The organism is Acidithiobacillus sulfurivorans, from assembly GCF_018853815.1.
In the GTDB taxonomy this organism is placed as follows: domain Bacteria; phylum Pseudomonadota; class Gammaproteobacteria; order Acidithiobacillales; family Acidithiobacillaceae; genus Acidithiobacillus; species Acidithiobacillus sulfurivorans.
On the sequence record NZ_JAAOMP010000145.1, the window covers coordinates 1 to 17,868 of the forward strand.

Consider the following 17,868-nt stretch of genomic DNA (forward strand, 5'->3'; position numbering starts at 1 on the left):
GGCGTGCCCTTTCAGGATTTCATTCATGTCATGGACCGCTGCCAGAAGGCGGGGGTGAGTGATATTGGCATCGCGGCTAAAAGTTCTTGAACCACCTGTTTACTATCTGATCAACATAGGGAGTTACAAAAAAAATGTACCGTAAAACAAGTATTCGTCCGTTAACGCTAGCCCTGGCCGCTACTGGCCTTTTGGGCTTGATACCGGTTGCCCATGCGGGAGTTACCGCCCAGACGCGCAGCGCGCGGGTAAAGCACAAAATGGACCGACAGAGTGTTGCAGTGGGCGAAGTCTCCAGTAATGTCGTGACTCAGTCCACTTATGCGCAGCATACGCCAGAATTGCCTAAACAAAAGCACATCTTCAAGTCAGGTATCTCTTCTAAAGTATTAGGCAGAAAGGAAATTGAAGCAGCAGGACCAGGTGCCGGCGGTGCGCAAATGCTGAATTTTGCTCCCGGGGTGAGCACCTTGGCCAGTTACGGGACGGGCGCTGCCAAGGCTCAGATTAGTATTGATGGTATTAAACAAGGCTGGGGTAATCCCAAGGGTTCTGAGGCGGCGCACAGCATTGCCATCTCTTTTGATGGTATCCCCATGAATAATCCGGCTACCGGACTTTGGCAGTCCCCCCAGGTGAATCAGCCTTCTATGATCCAGGGTATCCACGTTACCTACGGACCAGGTAACCCTGAGAATCGTTGGTACAATAATATTGGTGGCGGCATTGATTTTGTGCCAATTCAGCCGACCAACAAGCCTGGTGCCAGTATTGGTATGAGTTACGGGAGTAATGATTTTAAAAATATTCATTTCGACGTACGTACTGGTAACTTTGATGGTTTTTCGGCAGTGCTGGCGGGTGGTGTGAGTAGTGGCAACAGTTTCCTTGGCGTTCCCTCAGGAACCAGCCTGCTCAGTCCTTCTGGTGTGGTTTTGCCTAGCCATAGTTATGCCTGGTTCTTTAAAATTCGCAAACAGTTTCGCACCGGTGATGACAGTTTCGGGGCTTATTTAGCCAAAGGCTCAGCTTACAAGCCGTATGATATTCCGGTATCGGCGGCTTCGGGGACGACCATCAATGGCTTTGATAACAAAACCGGCAAGCCCATACCGGGCCCATTGTATAGCCAACAGACTTCTGGTTTTTACAACGCAGCACCCTACAAAATTGACAGTAACAGCACCTGGATGTTTTACAATAAGCTGAACGTCAATATTGGTGCAGCTACCTGGTTGCATAATGACATCTGGTATCGTTACGGACACCGGTTGCATAATCGTTACGTTTCCTATGCGGTAGGTGCGCCAAATACCAACGAGTACAATGATCCTCATAGTGAAACTTACGGAGATAAGCTCTGGTTTGATAGCAAGTTACCTTATAACAAGCTGGGATTTGGTGGCTATTTTATCAAATCCAGAGAAAACTCTAAAAATGCCTTCTACAGTCAATACGCACCCTACTATGCCACGCGCTTTGTTCCCAACGACAAGTACCGTAGCAACTTTCTGGATGTGACCGATGTGGCGGCTTTCTTCCAGGATAAAATTCATCCGATATCCTCTGTTGATATTACTCCTGGGGTACGCGTAGAACAATTTCAGTTGAATTATACCCCCTTTACTACGGAAACTTTTCCGGAGTCGAGCCAATTGTATCCCAAAGGTAATCAGGCCAAACTGCCTGCGGATTCACGTAGCCTGAGTGCGGTCGAACCTTCGGTGAATATTAGCTGGCGCCCCATTCATCATCTGGCGTTGTTTGCCGGTTATAGTGAGGCTTATCAGACACCTGCATTTGGTGGCGGCGGCGGTCCTTTCCAGGATATTCCGGCCAGTTCCATTTCATTGGAAAAGGGACAGAATTATCAGGCAGGTTTCAAGGTCCACGTGGCGCATGATGGTTACCTGCATCATTTTCTGTTTAGTGCCAACTGGTACTTCACCCGCTTTTCCAATCAGTATCTTCCCATTACTGAGCCTGATGGCAGCGTGATTAATGCCGACGGTACCTCGGATTATGAAGGGGTCAATATTTATGCTGTGGATAACCCGCTTTACTGGCTCCACACCTTTGCCAATTTGTCATTTCAGAAAGCGTATTTCAGTAATTATACCGTGAAAGGCAAAAGTTATGATGGCTTGCCAGTTGCCAATGTCCCGGATGCAACCTTCAATATTGGCGCCTATACCAAAAGCTTCGTTGACGGTATTTTGCTGGAACCACGTGTTTGGGTGCAGTACACCGGACCCCAGTCCCTGTATGACAGTATTACCAAGTCACCTTCGGCTACGGCAAAATTGCCGTCTTATACCTTGCTGAACCTGGCTCTACACAGCAAGATTCCCATGCACATGGCTTATTTCCGGAATGTGGGCGTGGATGTGGACCTGCTCAATGTGCTTGGAAACCGCTACAACAGCTATGAATATATCAGCAGTGGCGGTACTTATGGTCCCAACACCAAGGGAGATCTGATTGGTCTGCCTGGGGCGCCGAGAACGTTTTATGTAAGCCTGACGGCTAACTTCTAAGCAGTTATTTATTTGCGCCGTAACTCTGTAACGGATTTGCGGCGCTATTTGAAAGCCATTGCCCGGCATAGTGCTTCGGTACATTTCCGGGCAATGTCATTCGATGAGGATTAAATGATGAATACGATGGTGACAAATCCTTCCTGGTCGCCCCAAGGACCTGACAAGTCCGAGGGGCATTTTGGTAAAGCCTTGCTGGTGGGGGCAGTACTGGAAATTGCGCTGCTGGCAGGCCTGCTTTGGATCAGCTCGGCTCCGCCGCCGCCCAAGCCGGTGGTGAAAAAAAACATTGTTATTCATATGGTGCATCCGGCACCTCCCAAGCCCAAACCCATACCGGTTCCGCCGCCGCCCAAACCGGTGGTGCAACCCAAGCCGATACCGGTTCCGAGGCCCAAGCCTATTCCTCAACCGCGTCCAGTGGTCCATCATACTCCGGCGCCCAAGCCGTTGATGGCCAAGACACCTTTGCCGACCGCTCCCGTTGTACCACCGGCGCCGCCGGTGACGCCGCCAGCCCCGCCGCCGCCTCCCGCCCCCAGTATGGCGGCGCGGCAGGCAGCATTGGCCCGTTATGCATCTATGGTACGTGCCCAGGTTCAGGCCGATGCCCATGTGCCTGAGGCAGTTCGCCTGATGCACTTGAGTGGTACGGCAGTCATTACTTTCCGGTTGACCCCCTCCGGACAACTGCTTTGGGCTAAAATTACCCAGTCCAGCGGTGTGCAACCTATTGATAAGGCGGCTCTGCAATCAGTGAAAGAAGGTAACTACCCACCTTTCACGAAAAACATGCCCAAGCATGCAACCAACTTTACGGTTGAAGTACATTTGTCCAGCCACTCCAGTTAATATGAACACTATTTTTCGGGGAGCATTTTGCCAGTGAATATTTTGCGAGTCATAAAAGCTTCAGTTTTATCTCTCGGCCTTATCGGGGTTGGCCTGACATCTTCACTGGCGGCGGCAGACGTTCCTCAGGGCATGCAGAATTTTAATCACTACACCTTTGCTGTCATGTGGCATCCTGGTGTTTGTGCAAGCTGGACCAATGCGGGTCCTGCCTGCAAGGACTTGTCACCAGACGCAAAAATCAACCAGCAGTGGACCATGCATGGGCTGTGGGCGAGCCGTCCCCAGTCACTTATTGCCTCCGGGATGAATGGTCCGACCTGGTGGCATTATGGTTGTTACTGGTATAACCCGGAGCATGGTTTGCCGAAGGATAGTTGTGCTAATCCGGCTCTGAATTTACCGGCTGCGCTGCATCAGCGTTTGTATGCAAATATGCCTATGGCCAACATTTGCCTGGATCGTCATGAGTATTACAAACATGTCGCCTGTTTTGGCGAAACTCCCGAGCAGTTTTTCCCCAAGGAGCTGGATTTACTGGATAAACTCAATGCCACTTCATTTACGGCGTTTATTCGTGTGCATCGTGGTCAATGGGTGGCACGCAATACCATTCTCAAAGCCTTTGCCGAAAGTTTCAAGGTGAAAAATGCGGATGCGCTGGAGCTACGTTGCGAGACGCCCGGCCGCCATACCCATGAACTGGAGCATCAAGGTAATATTTTGACCCAAGCCTGGATTACCATTCACAAAGATAAAATCAATGCATTTCCTGCTCCGGACAGTCTTGAAAAGGGCCGCAAGGGAAATTGTGCTGAAAAAATTCATATACTGAATTAAACTACCAGAATAACAAACTCTCTCTTTTTGATGAGGAATATATGATGGAGCGTCAGAATCGTCGGCAGTTTTTAAAGCAACTGGGGTTAGGCGGTGCAGCAGTAGTTACAGCACCCAAATTGATGGGTGTGGCTCATGCGGCTGGTGTGGATGAAAAAACCGTCCTGCGCAAAAAAATTGAGCATGTGGTCATCATTTTTCAGGAAAATCGCAGTTTTGATCATTATTTTGGGACTTTTCAAGCCAGAAATGGTCAAAAAGTCATTAATCTTCTGGATTCATCGGGAAAACTGGATCACCGCTTCAATGGTCACCAGAAAAATCCGGCTGGTATTGCCTATGGTAACCTACCTTTACCTTTAGATATTCCCGGTTTTCAGAATGTACAGCTGGCTAATAAGCCCTTTCATTTGGCACCTTTTATTCCGGCCAAGGGTAACGTCAACTGGGATCCAAGGCATCGTTTTTTCCGGATGATGGCAGAAGTCAATAATGGAAAAATGGACCGCTTTGTAGCTTTGGCTGGGGGTAGCAAAACCCATTTGCATCGCGATGACTTCAAGAAAATGACCGCAGAACAGATTGCTTTTGATCTGACCCGTCCCAGTGGACCTGTTCTGGGGCATTATACGGGAGAAGATCTTCCTTTTTATCATCGCGTGGCGCATCAATACACTTTGTTTGATCATTTTTATCAGGCAATGAGTGGTGGTAGCACGGGTAATGCGCTGTATCTCGTCGCCGCTCGTTCCTGCATCAATCCTCAAGCTACAGCGGATATTTGTGCGCCCTTTGATCCGCGTGAAGCCGGTCTGGAACATGGATTTTTTGACTTGCCCTATGATCATCGGAAAATCATGGTGAATGATCTGGCTCCCATTCAAGGTCCTACGGACGCAGGTAGAACGAAAGATCTGGAAATTTCGCCACCGCCAGCAGCGCAGACGTATGATAATATTGGTGATCGTTTGGATGCGGCAAAGGTCTCCTGGGCCTGGTACAACGAAAATTGGAATAAAGTAAAGCCCTGGGCTCTGAAAACGGCTTTCGGACCGGGGGATGGTTCGGCAGTGATTGATACCAGCCAGTTATATGTTGCCCATCATAATCCTTTCCAGTATTACCCGCGTTGGCCGGATTATGTTAAGGCAGGTCATATTCGGGATAGTGATGATTTTCTGGCTGATGCGCGTGCCGGAAAGTTGCCCTCGGTGTCTTTTTTAAAAGCCACCGCATCCCATGATGAACATCCGGCGGATTGTGCGCCCGCTTACGGTATGGAATGGGTGGAACAACTGGTGCGCGCTGCGGCTGATGGGCCTGCCTGGGATAAAACCGCCATATTTATTACCTATGATGAAGGGGGTGGTTTTTGGGATTCGTTACCGCCGAAAGTGGTGGATGATTATGGATTTGGAACACGTATTCCTGCCATGTTGATTAGTCCCTGGGCGCGGAGTGGTCTGGTGGATCATCATCTGGCCAGTACCGCCAGCATTCTCAAATTTATTGAAACACGTTTCGGTCTGGATCCTCTGAATCATCGCGATCGGGATGCTTATGATATGTTGGGTGCCTTTGATTGGGATCAGCAACCCAAGGATTTCAGCGTTTAGGTTTTTTCTATAAAATTAATTTTAAATTGAGCGCGTGATTTTTCATGCGCTTATTTTTTTTGTCAGGAAATTGTCATAAAATCTTCATCATAGTGTCACATTGTGTTGTTAGAATGCTGCAGTGTTGTAAAACACGAATGAATTTTAACTTTCATAGAGGATCTCCTGATGATAAAACACGCAACGCTACATTCAGCAATCATGCTGGCTCTGTTGGGGATGTCCAGTATGGCTTTTGCAGATGTTACGGCTACAACAGTTAGTTCTGCGAACGCTGCTACGGCAACAACTGGTAGAGGTAACGCTCCCGTAACTATTGGCGAGGTGGAAAAAGAAGCCCCACCAGAAAGAGGTACTGGTTCTTTGAGCAAGGAACTCGTGAAGCATGCCAGTCCCAATGAAAACTTTCAGTCTGTTCTGCGCAATGTTCCCGGCTTTACGGTAACGAGTTCAGGCCCGGGGAATTTGACGACAAATGATAGCACTTTTACTTACCAGGGCTTTAATAGTGATCAGATAGGTGTGAACCTGGATGGCGTACCATTAATTAATACCTTTCGTGGTGGTACGAATGGTCAGGGAGCCGATCATGCCTTGACGCCACTGGGTATGGGACAGTTTTCTGGTGTTTCCGTATATAGTGGTGCCAATACCCCATCTGAAACAGGTATTAATGCTTTGGGTGCTACACTGGATTACAAGCCAAGAATGCCCACTTCCAAATTTTATGCAGAGGTTTCTGGTAGCGGTGGTCTTTATAGTGGCGGAAATGGAAACAGTGCTGCGGGTGGTTTCAGTATCAACTCTGGCGCGTTGCCTTTCACCGGTACAAAGCTTTATGCTAATTACTATTATAGTCCATTTCATAGTTTTCTGGACCATGTGTATTCCATTAATAACAACTATTATTTTGCGGCGGTGCAACCCTATAATCATGGGATGTCCCAACTTTCATTGATTACTATTTATAATCATGAAATTGCTCAGCAACCTAGTGTTGTTCCCTTAGCTTTGTTAAACAAGTATGGTAGAAGTTTTCAGTGGGCTCCGGATATTGCCAACAATCATACGACAACCAGCTCATATACAACGATTGTGGGTTGGAAATCCATTTTAAATCAGTATATGCTGGCAAAAGCCAAGTTCTTTATTACGCAGAATACGAATGATCGCACGGCATACGCCAACGCAGCTTACAAGGATGGTTATGAGGGCTATCCTTTGCCAACAGCCCTTAAAAGCTATGCCAATCCGAGCAAAACAGGACATCCTAGTAACACCTATAATCCAACTGCATTGTTCGGTAATAGTTATAATGGTACGCAATATCAGCGCTATATTGATAACTTTGGTAATGCCGGTTTCATGCCCTCCTTGACCTTTTTGTTACCGCATAACACGGTGACTTTGGGCGGCCTTTATATGTTCAGTAAGGATAACTCTGCTGAATACTGGTATGGTGCCCCTAACGTACCAATGATCGATGGTTACAATGACGCCTGGGATGAACACGATACGCGAAATTACGCAGATGTATACATACAAGATCGTATCAGTCTGTTTAATCATCGCTTGATAATTACTCCCGGTGCCAAATATTACATGGTCGGTACAACTTGTAATGATATTGAAGGCTACTACTACAATTATGGTGGTACAGTCAGCAATACTTTTAACTATTGGGAACCATCATTTGGTATAAGCTTCCTGGCTACTAAAGATGCTGATCTTTATTTCCACTATGGTCGGGTTTACAAGGTGCCAAATATCAGTGCCTACTACAGTGTGATAGGTAAAACTCCAACGCCCGGACCAATGCTTGTAAAGCCTGAGTATGTGGATAGTATTGATACCGGCATACGCTACAATTTTGGCGCTATCAAAACTTCTCTGGCCTATTTCCGGAGAATGTTTAGTAACAAGTTTGGCTATTTTTATAATAATCAAACAGGACAGACATTCCAGTACAATGTAGGGAGTGCCTTATATCAGGGCCTGACAGCATCTGTAGATGGTAAATTGCCCTACAACATGAATGCATTTATCAACTACAGCCTTACCGATGCAAAATATACGTCTGATTTTGATGCGGCTGACGGTGCTTCAGTAAGTTCTGGTGAGTATGTTGGTGATGTGCCGATGTATAACCTGAATTTTGGTTTGGGTTATCATTATGCAGGTTTCTCGGCACGAATCACGGATCATGTAATTGGATCGCAGTATATCAACACCAATAAGGGCGCACCGGCTGGTATTGCTTTGCACCCTTATAATATCACCAACCTCAACCTAGGTTATGTCTGGCGTCCTGCTGAAATGGGTGTCAAAAAACTAACCTTTGATGTTTATGTTGATAACCTTTTCAACGCAAATTATATTCCTTATGAGTATCTCCAGCTTCAAAGTGCCAAAGATGGTGGAAACTTTATAGCTGCCCAGGCTAGTGCTCCAGCCTTTGTTGGTGCAAGCTTTGCGGCTAAGTTCTAGTCATTAATGCTAAACCTACGCTTGTCCAGGTAGGTAGGTTCCATCGCCCGACACCAAAATTGGTTGTCGGGTTTTTTATTGTCCTTTCACCAGCAGTAATCCCTCGCGGGTACTGCTGGAGCTCAATACCGCCAGTTGATGCAAGTCCGGGTAGTCTTTAGCACTGATCACAAATTCCGGTAGTTTCAGCCGCTGATCAATTTTGAGCGTTTGTCCGGACAGCGCGTAGTGAATGCTATAGCTTCCAACAGATGTTTGTACGTCGATATTTTTCGGTAAATAGGCGGGCTGATAACCTTGCGGTAATTTCAGGGAAATATCTGATTGTATATAGCTGGGGTTGATCAAGCTCGGTGTTGTGCGGACACTCTCTGCAGTAAAGGCCTGCAGAGGCTTGGCCATGGACGTATCTGTGGGCATGATCATGGCGACACTATGACCGGGTATAAACAGGCCGTCTTTTACGGCGCTGGTTTTCAGACCCAGAGGCTGGTCGAGCTTTTCCCGATTCTGAAAAGCAATGCTTTCCAGTTGCCCCAGATCTCCCTGTTCATAAAAACCGTTGCGCAGTCCTTTCATCAACATGCGTCCCTTGCTGCCAATCAGGGCGGAGCGAATGTCCTGGGCAGCATAACCCCGGCGTATTTCGACGGTCTGGTCGCGCATGGTGCCGGAAGCGCTCAAGCGGAGTTGGGTATGTTTGTTAATAAGTGGCAAGCTGAGATCGGGCAAAGGGATTTGCATCATGCGTGGATTTTTTCCGGTAATGAGCACCGGTCGGCCTGCATCTTCCAGGGGCAAGCTATGGATGCCGGCATAGCGAGAAGTGGGATCCAGAAATAAATGATAAGCGGGCACGTACACCAAAAAATGACCAAAAGCAAAAGGATCCACAGCAGGGTAGGGGTGAAAGCGTGCGGAGGTGGAAATCATTGCCGGTACGGCCTCAATATGGAGGGCGCCTAGCAGGGTGCAGAGCAATACCGCATTGGCATTACTGTCGCCGACTCCGCGTTGCAGGGTGCTGCTCGCGCTGGGTGGCGTAAAGCCTGCGTTGGCGTAGTTGATGGATACTGAATGAATGTTTTTTTGCATCCAGTGATAAATGACTTTGACCGCATCCAGTCCCGTCGCCCCATGCGCAATATGTTCAGCAGCTTTTTGCAATTCCGGAGTCATTTGCATGGCGGGGGTAGCAAGCTGATTGTAAGCCTTGGCGACTTCAGCCCAGTGCTCTGCAGTCGAAATCACCGCCAGGGGCGCATATTGCGTCAGTGCCGGACTACCCAGTGGTGGGTAGGAAACTTTATTGAGGCTGGTTTCAAAAGATCGACTGGTCGCATCTTGAGCGTGACCGACGGACACGGCATGCCAGGCATCCCCTTGCTGGGCAGCATATAATTTTTTCGCGGCAGGTGCGTGCAAAATGATTTGTGCTTTGCTGACCGGCACATTGGGGGCCAGGAGCGTGCTGATGGCGTAGATACCCGGCAAATAGGGATGATCATAGTGGATGGTGTAGCGAATGTGCAGCGTATCTCCGGGCGCTACCGCCGGAAAGACTACACTCTGGATGCGACCATCACTTAAAAAGGGAGCGCTCAGGGCATCCGGGCTGGATTGGGTATAAATGGCATCGGCCGGTACGGGATGTTTAACGCCCGAGGCCGTTTCTGTATAGGCTTCGAGTATGTGCACCTGGGCAAAGTTGGCTGGATAGCCAATTTGCATCTGGGATTGTGACTGTACGCCAGCCATGGTCAGAGGTTGGATCACCCGGTCAATGCTGTCGGTATAGGCACCGTTTTTCTGGACGCTCAGTTCCTGGTGCAGGAGTATCACCTGATAATTCACCTGGGCGGGTTCCCGGGCAAAAGCCGGGTTGGCGCTGGCACTCAGCAGGATAAAACCGGCAGTCAATAAAGCTTTGGGCGTGAGATGATGGGTCATGTGCAGGTTTCCTGAACTCATTGGCGAACAAGGATAATCGGGCTTTGCTGCGCGGCATAATCCAGTTTCAGGAGCTTGCGCAAGGCCGGATATTGCTGAGGGTTGTACACGACCCGCTGGAGTTGCAGGGTGTAGTGTACGATGACGCTGTGCTCTTGCCGGGTGAGGGCATAAGTGAAACTTCCCGCCTGATTATGGAGTTGCTGTGCGGGCGGTAGATATTGGACCTGATAACCCTCGGGCAGATGAATGGTCGTTGTCCAGTGGATGCCACCGAGATACGTGGTGACGGGATGTTGACGCTGCAGTGGGCCAATGACCCGAGTTAATGCTTCCATGGGTCGGGCGGTAGCGGAAAGGCCGGGGGTCAGATAGGGACCGGAGGGAATGGGAAAACTGATATGATCGCCAACATGGGTGTAAGCCACAGTATGCCAATGAGCGGTCATGGCAAAGGGCTGATCGAGAATATCCGGATTACCTGGCACAAAGGTGCCACTCCCGCCCCCATCCGGCAGCAGCAGGGTATTCATCACCCGGTGATAAGCAGAGGGCGGAATGGAGGCGAAGGTTTGCCGATACATCCAGGCCCACCAGCCTTTGGTCTGCATTTTTGCAACCCCGCTTAAGTCCCCATTCTGGTGCAGGGTCAGATCAGCCGTATAGTCCAACTGATTGGCATTGGGCTCGGCACCAGGGGTAGTCACTACCCGGGGATGCGGACCGGTGACAATGCTGGGCTTGTCGCGTTCACCAATGGCCAGCTGCCCAGGCGTTTCGTAAGTGCCGGTACTGTCCAGAAAAAGATGGCGCTCCGGGGCGTAGTCGATGGCGTGATTAAACCAGAAAGGGGTTGGCAGCGGCGGCAAGGTAAAAACATTATTCCAGTTGATTAATGTTGGATAAAGTTTGAAGCCTTTGGCATTGAAAAGCGCTTGCAGCAGGGTGGCGTGGGCCTTGCAGTCCCCATAGCGGGTTTCCAGGGTTTTGCTGGCCGAGATGGGCACATAACCGCCGACACCTAATTCCAGGCCGACATAACGAATATGGTGGGAGTCCCAGGTATATAGGGCTTTTTCCGCATCCCAGCCCTGCAGTGCGTGACTTGCTGTATCGGCGGTTTTTTGGACAATGGGGGTTACTGCCGCCTTGTTTGCAGCGCGTGACCAGTAGGCCTTGCCGACGGCTGCCCAACTGGGAAAAGTGCTGACTTCAAAAAGCGGGCTGAACTGGCTTTCGTCTACAGTGCTCGGCCCCGGATAACGCGCATGGTGTACCGCCATACGGGCGCTGATGTGAATCAACTTGCCCTGACTGTGCTGCGAAACTATCCAGTTGCCGGTTTTGGCGGCCCGTAAATGCATGCTGCGTGGTGCCGTAATATCAATACGAAAATTTCGCGCTGACTGGCTGACCGGCATTTCCCAGAGTTGTGAAAACTGTCCGGCAAAATAGGGCGTTGTCTGGGTTTTTTCGGTGATGATATGAAGCTGATCCTCTTTGCCCAATTTCGGCAGAACGATGGAAAGCACCTTGGCATGACTATACATGGGGGCTCCGGCAGCCATCGGTTCCGGGCGCACAAAAATGGTGCTGGCAGGTACGACATATTTTTGGCCACTGGGCGTGCTGACCCAGGCGCGCAGCACCCGCAGCTTGGCCATATCGGCAGAATACTGAATTTGGTAGGGATTGATCATGGTTTCCAGAGCCGGATTGAGGAGTTCCAGAACCTGATGGTCGCGCTCGGTAAACAGTCCGCTGGATTGCACCGTAACGCGGACATGGTTTTTGAGAATCCGCAGGGGGGCTCCGCTTTGCTTTTCATTGAGCGGAATAAAAGGCGCGTTGCTGCTGCCAGAAACGGTCGTATCGGCCTGGGCCAGGCTGCCCAGTAGAGTGCCGCTTACCAGGCCTGCCCCACAAAGAACAATCAGAGCGCGCTGGACAGATTTCAGAAGAAGCATGGATGAGTCACCTTTATGAGGGATCGGGATTCAACGCAACGGTCTGCGTCCGTTTGCGACGTGGCCAGGAGAGCCCGTCAAACCATAAATAAAAGGCGGGCGTGATATACAGGGTGAGAAACTGGGAAAATATCAGACCGCCGACCACGGCAATGCCCAGGGGTACCCGACTTCCGGCACCTGCGCCAAAGCCGATGGCAATGGGCAGCACCCCGAGAATGGCGGCAAAAGTAGTCATCATGATGGGCCGATAACGAATGGTGCAGGCATCAATAATGGCATTGTAGGCATCTTCGCCCTCACGACGCCGACTGACGGCAAAGTCAACGAGGATAATCCCGTTCTTCTTGACCAGCCCCAGTAACATGATGATGCCGATGAAGCTGTATAAATCCAGCGGTTCATGAAAAATGACCAAAGACAGCAGCGCACCGAAAGCCGCCAGCGGCAAAGCCGTCAAAATAGTCAGGGGATGGAGGAAATGTTCATACAAAATGGCGAGTACCACGTAAATCAGCAACACTGTCGCCAGCAATAAAAAGGGCAGGGATTTGAAGGCAGACTGAAATTGCGCGGCATTACCGCCCAAATGCCCGACAATGCCTGCGGGCAGGACTTGGTGAGCCGTATGCTGCAGGGCGCTGATGGCTGAACCCAGTTGCACGCCGGGAGCCAGGTTGAAGGAAATGGTAGTAGAGGGTTGCCCATTGTGCTGCATCAGATTCAGGGGGGCTGCGTCATAATGAAAACTGGCTACGGCGGAAAGGGGAACCAGCGTTGATCCCGCCCCTGGCACGCTCAGGGTGGACAAGGCATTGATATTTTTCTGATAGCGCGGTTCAAGTTCCATAATTACTTCATATTGATTACTAGCCCCGTAAATGGTTCCCACCTCATGTCCGCCAAAGGCCAGACCCAGGGTGTTTTCGATGGCGGCCGGGGTAACACCCAAAGCTGTGGCACGGGCACGATTGATATGAATGGTGACCTGCGGATTATTGTTTTCCAGACTGTTACTGACTGAATTCAGTTGCGGAAGCTTTTGCAGCGCTTCGGTCATTTTCAGCGTGGCCGCATTCAGATCTGTCCAGTTGCTGCCCATGAGCTCATAAATAGTGCTGCCATTGCCACTGGCGGTTCCCGAGTGGGCGCTTTGCGGCCCCTGAAAAACGATCTGGGCATTATGAAAGCGACGTGTGGCGCGCTGCAGATCCACAATGATGTTCTCCGTCTGCGGAGCATATCCATTGCGAATATGGATGAACATGTGTCCGGAATTGCGGCTGCCAAAACCTCCTGCGCCCTGACCTGCCGAGGACACTACCGATTGAATGCGGGCATTGGATTTCACAATCCGGGCGATTTCTGACTGCTCGTGCCTGACCTCAGCAAAAGTCATCCCGGTCGGGTATTCAATGTTGGCATGGATCATTCCCGAATTCTGGCTGGGTAAAAAAGCCTTGGGCACAATCATGATCAGCCAGACACTACCCGCCAGCGCAAGTCCGGCCAGGGCCAGCATCCAGTATTTATGCTGCAGGGCAACTTTCAGGGTGCGAATATAAAAATCGCGACTGCCCTTGAAAAATCGCTGAAAAATCCCGTCTTCAGGTAAGTGACCCGTATCATGCAGATCGGTCTGGACGTGGGCATGATTGGGTTTGAGATAACGGCTGCAGAGCATGGGGGTAACGCTCAGGGCGACCATTCCGGAAATCAGGATGACCACAGCAATACTGACCCCAAAGTCCGAGAACAAATGTCCGACAAAGCCACCCAGAAAAATCAGCGGCAGAAAAATGATGGACAGGGACAAGGTCATGGACAGGACCGTAAAACTGATTTCCCGACTGCCATTGAGGGCGGCAGTCATGCCGGTTTCGCCCCGGTCTATGTGTCGGTTGATGTTTTCCAGCATCACGACCGCATCATCCACCACAAAACCCACGGAAAGGGTCAGTGCCAGCAAGGTCAGGGTATTAATACTGAAACCGAGCAACATCATGACCAGAAAGGTGCCCAGCAGGGAAAGAGGTATGGCAACTGCGCCGATGAGGGTAGCCGAGGTGCGGCGCAGAAACAGCCACATGACGCCCGCTACCAGGATGCTGGCAAGGATGAGGGTCATCAGCACTTCGTGTACTGCGGCGCGAATGTAATCGGCCAAATCGAACACATTGGTCAGATGCACCCCGCCGGGCATGGCAGCCTGCAGTTGCGGCAACAGGGCGCTGATTTTGTTAGAAATGGCAATGGTATTGCTGCCGGGCTGCCGTGTTACGGCGAGAACAATGCCGGGAGTTTTGTTGATCCAGGTTTCCTGCTGGTTATCCTGGGTACTGTTGATGGCCTTGCCAACCGCACTGAGGGGCACGGCCTGTCCGCCTTCGTAGGCCAGAACCAGATGGTTGTAGGCTTTTGCGGTATGTAACTGACCATGTACCTGGGTGGCGAAAGCCTGATCGCCCCCATCCAGGGTGCCTCCGGGCAGATTGACGTTGGCATTACCCAGGGCGCTTTGTACAGCCTGCAGACTCAGACCCCGGGCAGAAAGGGCAAAAGGATTCACATAAATGCGCACGGCGTAGGTTTGTGCCCCGTAAATTTGTACGTCAGATACCCCGGATATGCCGGATAATGCCGTGCTGACTTTGGTTTGCGCGTACTTGTCCAATTCATAGAGCGGCATGTTGGGCGCGGACATGCCAATATAAAACACGGGCTGTGCCGAAGGATTCATTTGCCGGACCGAAGGCGGCTCGGGCATACCCGGTGGTAAAAAATGCTGGGCCTGGGAAACAGCGTTGGACACCTGCTGGGTGGCCCCCAGCGCGGATTTGCTGAGATCGAACTGCAGGGTGATCTGGGTCACCCCGTTTTGACTGACGGCACTCATGGAGTTGAGGCCCGGAATGCTGGCAAATTGCCTTTCCAGTGGGGTGGCTACCGCGCTGGACATGGTTTTGGGGCTAGCTCCCGGCAGTTCGGCGGTGACCATCACCATCGGGAAACTGACGTTAGGCAGCAACGCCGTGGGTAATTGCAGATAGGCAAATAAACCCAGCAGGGCTACTGCTACTGCGAGTACCGTCGTGGCAACGGGACGGCGAATAAAGGGTGCCGATAAATTCATGGCTTGATCACGCGCACTTCAGAACCAGGATGAAGTCGGGTCGGCGCCCCCACAATCACCCTTTCTCCCAATAAATGGCTTCCGGCGATGGCCACCTGCTTACCGTTCTGCCCTAAAAATTGCACGGTCTGCATAATGGCCTTGTCTTTTTTGATGGTATAGACATAAGGGCCGGAGACGCCCTGCTGTAAGGCGGTTGCAGGAATGATCAGGGCATGGCGCAGTTCTCTGGCGGTGAAATCCACCTGCACGTATTCACCGGGCCAGAGTCGGGCTGGTTGATTACTCAGGGTGGCGCGCGCCGTGACCGTTGCTGAAGCCGTGTTGACCGTATTATCAATCACCGTGACCGTCCCGGTGCCGATCCGGGTCTGATGATTTTCATCCCAGACTTCTATTTTGCCGGAGTGGTTGCTGATGGCGGTATGTAAATCGTCGAGATAGGCTTCAGGCAGGCTGAATTGCACGTAAATGGGTTGAATCTGATTGATGGTGACTAGTGCTGTGCTGTTGGCAGTGACCAGGTTGCCGGATTTGAGGCTCAGGATGCCTACGCTACCACTGATGGGTGCGGCAATCCGGGTTTCAGCCAGGGTAATACGGGCGGCTTGCAGTGCCGCCTGATCAGCGGCCACGGTGGCGCCAGCGGTGTTGGCCTGAGCCTGAGCCTGCTGGACCGTCTGACGGGTGACATAATCCTTGCTGAGCAGCGGCGCATAAGCCTTGACCTGGGCATCATCATATTGTTGCTGAGCAATTTCACCCTGCAGATTGGCTTGATCTTCAGCCACCTGGGCGGCCGGTGTGGCAGGATTGATCTGGAATAGTAGCTGGCCTTTTTGAACCACTTGCCCCGAATGGACGGCAACCTTTTGCAAAATGCCACTCACCTGCGGGGTGATGGTGACACTGTGGGACGCCACTGCTTGCCCCAGAGTATTGACCACAATGGGTAGATTGCCGGTCTGCACCGTCGTGGTTTCGACAGGCAGGGCCGTGTTTTTGTGGGGTGGCTTATGCTGGGCGCAACCCGCCAGGATCAGGGCTGCCGCAACGGGAAGCAACAGGGATTTTGCGGGCAGAGAACGCATCATGAGTGGAATCCTGTGGTCGTGTTTGGGAGCCCGATCATCCCCAGAGCGTTAGCGAGATTAGCCAGTTGCACATAGGCCGTCGTCATATCCTGAATCCGGGTCTGTTCAGCAGTTGTCAGCGTCGCCTGGGCAGTCAGCAAATTGAGCATGGTCGAAAGTCCTACCTTGTATTGGGCACGGATGGCAGCCAGCGAAGCCTGGGCACTTTTGACCGCGATTTGTGCCGCTTTTGCCGCTGAGCGCGCACCCATGACGGTCTGGTAATCCTGGTACACGGTTAAGGCAATGCTTTGGGTCTCCTGGTTCAATGAGGCCCGGGCGCTGCGCTCCTGTCGCCGCGCCTGTTGAATTTGATAACGATCATGAAAACCCGTAAATAGAGGCACTTTGAGACTGAAACCGACGGCCCAGTTTTGGGAAGGTTCCAGCCCATTCTGAAAGCGTTTTCCGGCTGAAGCTGATGCGCTCAAGGTCGGTAGTCCCTGAGCCTGATCCTCCCGGAGTGTGGCACGGCTGACCAGAATCTGGGCGGCAGCGGCCCTGACATTGGGATTGTGTTGAGTAGCATGAAGGACCAGGGATTGCACAGAAGGGGTAATATTGGGGGGCAGTTGATGGGTGTTTAATGGTACCAGTGGAAGGGGATTGCCGGGCGGTAGTCCACAACTTCCCGCCAGTGCGGCTTGGTCTGAGCGCACGGTAGCTTGGGCCGAAATCCATTGGGACTGCGCCTGTGCAAGAGCCGACTGCGCCTGCAGAACATCGGCAATGGTTGCCATACCCGAATGCTGTTTCAGCCGCGCAGCATCCAGATTGGCGCTATCTTCCGTGACTGTTTGCGCATAGGCCCGAACCAGCGCCTGTTCGCCAATGAGCTGGTAGTAATTCTGGGTGACGCTGAGAGCTACTTTGGTCAGCGCGCTATTGTTATCAAAGCCGGAAATGTACAACTGGGCGAGCGCCCCATCTTTCTGCGCGGCACGTAGACCAAAATCCAGCAGTACATAACTCAGACTAAGAGACGCAGAATTACTATTGATGATGGGAATACTAAAACCCGCTGTGGTGTTGCTCTGGGAACGTGCTGCAGTGTCACTCAGGGAAATACTCGGCAACCAGGCAGATTCGGCGACGCCCAACCCTGCCGCAGAGGCCTGTAAATTCTCATAGGCCACCCGGGTTTGTGGGTTGTGTGCCAAGGCATAATTGGTCAATGCGGCAAGACTTTGGGGTTTTACGAAGGTGCGTGTGTCCGGCAGAGCCGCCTTAGGCAACTGTAGTTGCCGATCTTGCCAGCTCTGTCCCAGCGGTTGCTTTACCCATCCCTGGGTATCAAAAGGATCGTGAATCAGCATGTCCAGAGGCGCTGCCGATGCTGTCTGAGCACTCAAA

At 51.3% G+C, this 17,868-nt stretch carries 10 protein-coding genes and 2 pseudogenes; 6 read left to right on the forward strand and 6 right to left on the reverse strand.

Annotated elements, in window-relative coordinates:
- From HAP95_RS17180 to HAP95_RS13305, 6 genes and pseudogenes are all read left to right on the forward strand, one after another.
- Positions 1 to 90: pseudogene (locus tag HAP95_RS17180) on the forward strand (ExbD/TolR family protein); the annotation flags it as partial.
- Positions 91 to 134: 44 nt separating this feature from the next.
- Positions 135 to 2,537: a TonB-dependent receptor gene (locus HAP95_RS13285; RefSeq protein WP_215884639.1), complete on the forward strand. Its 2,403-nt coding sequence runs from the start codon at positions 135 to 137 to the stop codon at positions 2,535 to 2,537.
- 117 nt (positions 2,538 to 2,654) lie between these two features.
- The gene (locus tag HAP95_RS13290; protein ID WP_215884658.1) at positions 2,655 to 3,389 is read left to right on the forward strand and encodes an energy transducer TonB; all 735 of its coding nucleotides are present in this window, start codon (positions 2,655 to 2,657) and stop codon (positions 3,387 to 3,389) included.
- Between the two features lie 33 nt (positions 3,390 to 3,422).
- A complete protein-coding gene (locus HAP95_RS13295; protein ID WP_215884640.1) occupies positions 3,423 to 4,229 on the forward strand; it encodes a ribonuclease T2 family protein in 807 nt (268 codons plus the stop codon).
- Between the two features lie 41 nt (positions 4,230 to 4,270).
- A complete protein-coding gene (locus HAP95_RS13300; protein ID WP_226832782.1) occupies positions 4,271 to 5,845 on the forward strand; it encodes an alkaline phosphatase family protein in 1,575 nt (524 codons plus the stop codon).
- 168 nt (positions 5,846 to 6,013) lie between these two features.
- The gene (locus tag HAP95_RS13305) at positions 6,014 to 8,332 is read left to right on the forward strand and encodes a TonB-dependent receptor (RefSeq protein ID WP_215884641.1); all 2,319 of its coding nucleotides are present in this window, start codon (positions 6,014 to 6,016) and stop codon (positions 8,330 to 8,332) included.
- A 75-nt stretch (positions 8,333 to 8,407) separates the two neighbouring features.
- On the opposite strand, the gene HAP95_RS13310 is transcribed toward HAP95_RS13305, so the two are convergent.
- From HAP95_RS13310 to HAP95_RS13330, 6 genes and pseudogenes are all read right to left on the reverse strand, one after another.
- Positions 8,408 to 10,282 (reverse strand): DUF3857 domain-containing protein, encoded by a 1,875-nt coding sequence (locus HAP95_RS13310; RefSeq protein ID WP_215884642.1) that lies wholly within the window; start codon positions 10,280 to 10,282, stop codon positions 8,408 to 8,410.
- A gap of 17 nt (positions 10,283 to 10,299) precedes the next feature.
- Positions 10,300 to 10,893: a DUF3858 domain-containing protein gene (locus HAP95_RS17665; protein ID WP_438263671.1), complete on the reverse strand. Its 594-nt coding sequence runs from the start codon at positions 10,891 to 10,893 to the stop codon at positions 10,300 to 10,302.
- Between the two features lie 747 nt (positions 10,894 to 11,640).
- Positions 11,641 to 12,249, reverse strand: a pseudogene (locus tag HAP95_RS17670) (DUF3857 domain-containing protein); the annotation flags it as partial.
- Between the two features lie 13 nt (positions 12,250 to 12,262).
- On the reverse strand, positions 12,263 to 15,382 hold the full coding sequence (locus tag HAP95_RS13320) for an efflux RND transporter permease subunit (protein WP_215884644.1): 3,120 nt from the start codon (positions 15,380 to 15,382) through the stop codon (positions 12,263 to 12,265).
- The gene (locus tag HAP95_RS13325; RefSeq protein ID WP_215884645.1) at positions 15,379 to 16,476 is read right to left on the reverse strand and encodes an efflux RND transporter periplasmic adaptor subunit; all 1,098 of its coding nucleotides are present in this window, start codon (positions 16,474 to 16,476) and stop codon (positions 15,379 to 15,381) included. Before HAP95_RS13325 ends, HAP95_RS13320 begins: the two co-directional genes overlap by 4 nt.
- Positions 16,473 to 17,867, reverse strand: a complete 1,395-nt coding sequence (locus HAP95_RS13330) for a TolC family protein (protein WP_226832783.1) — start codon at positions 17,865 to 17,867, stop codon at positions 16,473 to 16,475. Before HAP95_RS13330 ends, HAP95_RS13325 begins: the two co-directional genes overlap by 4 nt.
- Position 17,868 lies beyond the last annotated feature (1 nt).

Excerpts from the sequence above, each read along its gene's own strand:
- HAP95_RS13300 (WP_226832782.1), top strand. The coding sequence starts at position 4,271 with ATGATGGAGCGTCAGAATCGTCGGCAGTTTTTAAAGCAACTGGGGTTA.
- HAP95_RS17665 (WP_438263671.1), bottom strand. The coding sequence starts at position 10,893 with ATGCAGACCAAAGGCTGGTGGGCCTGGATGTATCGGCAAACCTTCGCC.
- HAP95_RS13310 (WP_215884642.1), bottom strand. The coding sequence starts at position 10,282 with ATGACCCATCATCTCACGCCCAAAGCTTTATTGACTGCCGGTTTTATC.
- HAP95_RS13320 (WP_215884644.1), bottom strand. The coding sequence starts at position 15,382 with ATGAATTTATCGGCACCCTTTATTCGCCGTCCCGTTGCCACGACGGTA.
- HAP95_RS13290 (WP_215884658.1), top strand. The coding sequence starts at position 2,655 with ATGAATACGATGGTGACAAATCCTTCCTGGTCGCCCCAAGGACCTGAC.
- HAP95_RS13285 (WP_215884639.1), top strand. The coding sequence starts at position 135 with ATGTACCGTAAAACAAGTATTCGTCCGTTAACGCTAGCCCTGGCCGCT.
- HAP95_RS13305 (WP_215884641.1), top strand. The coding sequence starts at position 6,014 with ATGATAAAACACGCAACGCTACATTCAGCAATCATGCTGGCTCTGTTG.
- HAP95_RS13325 (WP_215884645.1), bottom strand. The coding sequence starts at position 16,476 with ATGATGCGTTCTCTGCCCGCAAAATCCCTGTTGCTTCCCGTTGCGGCA.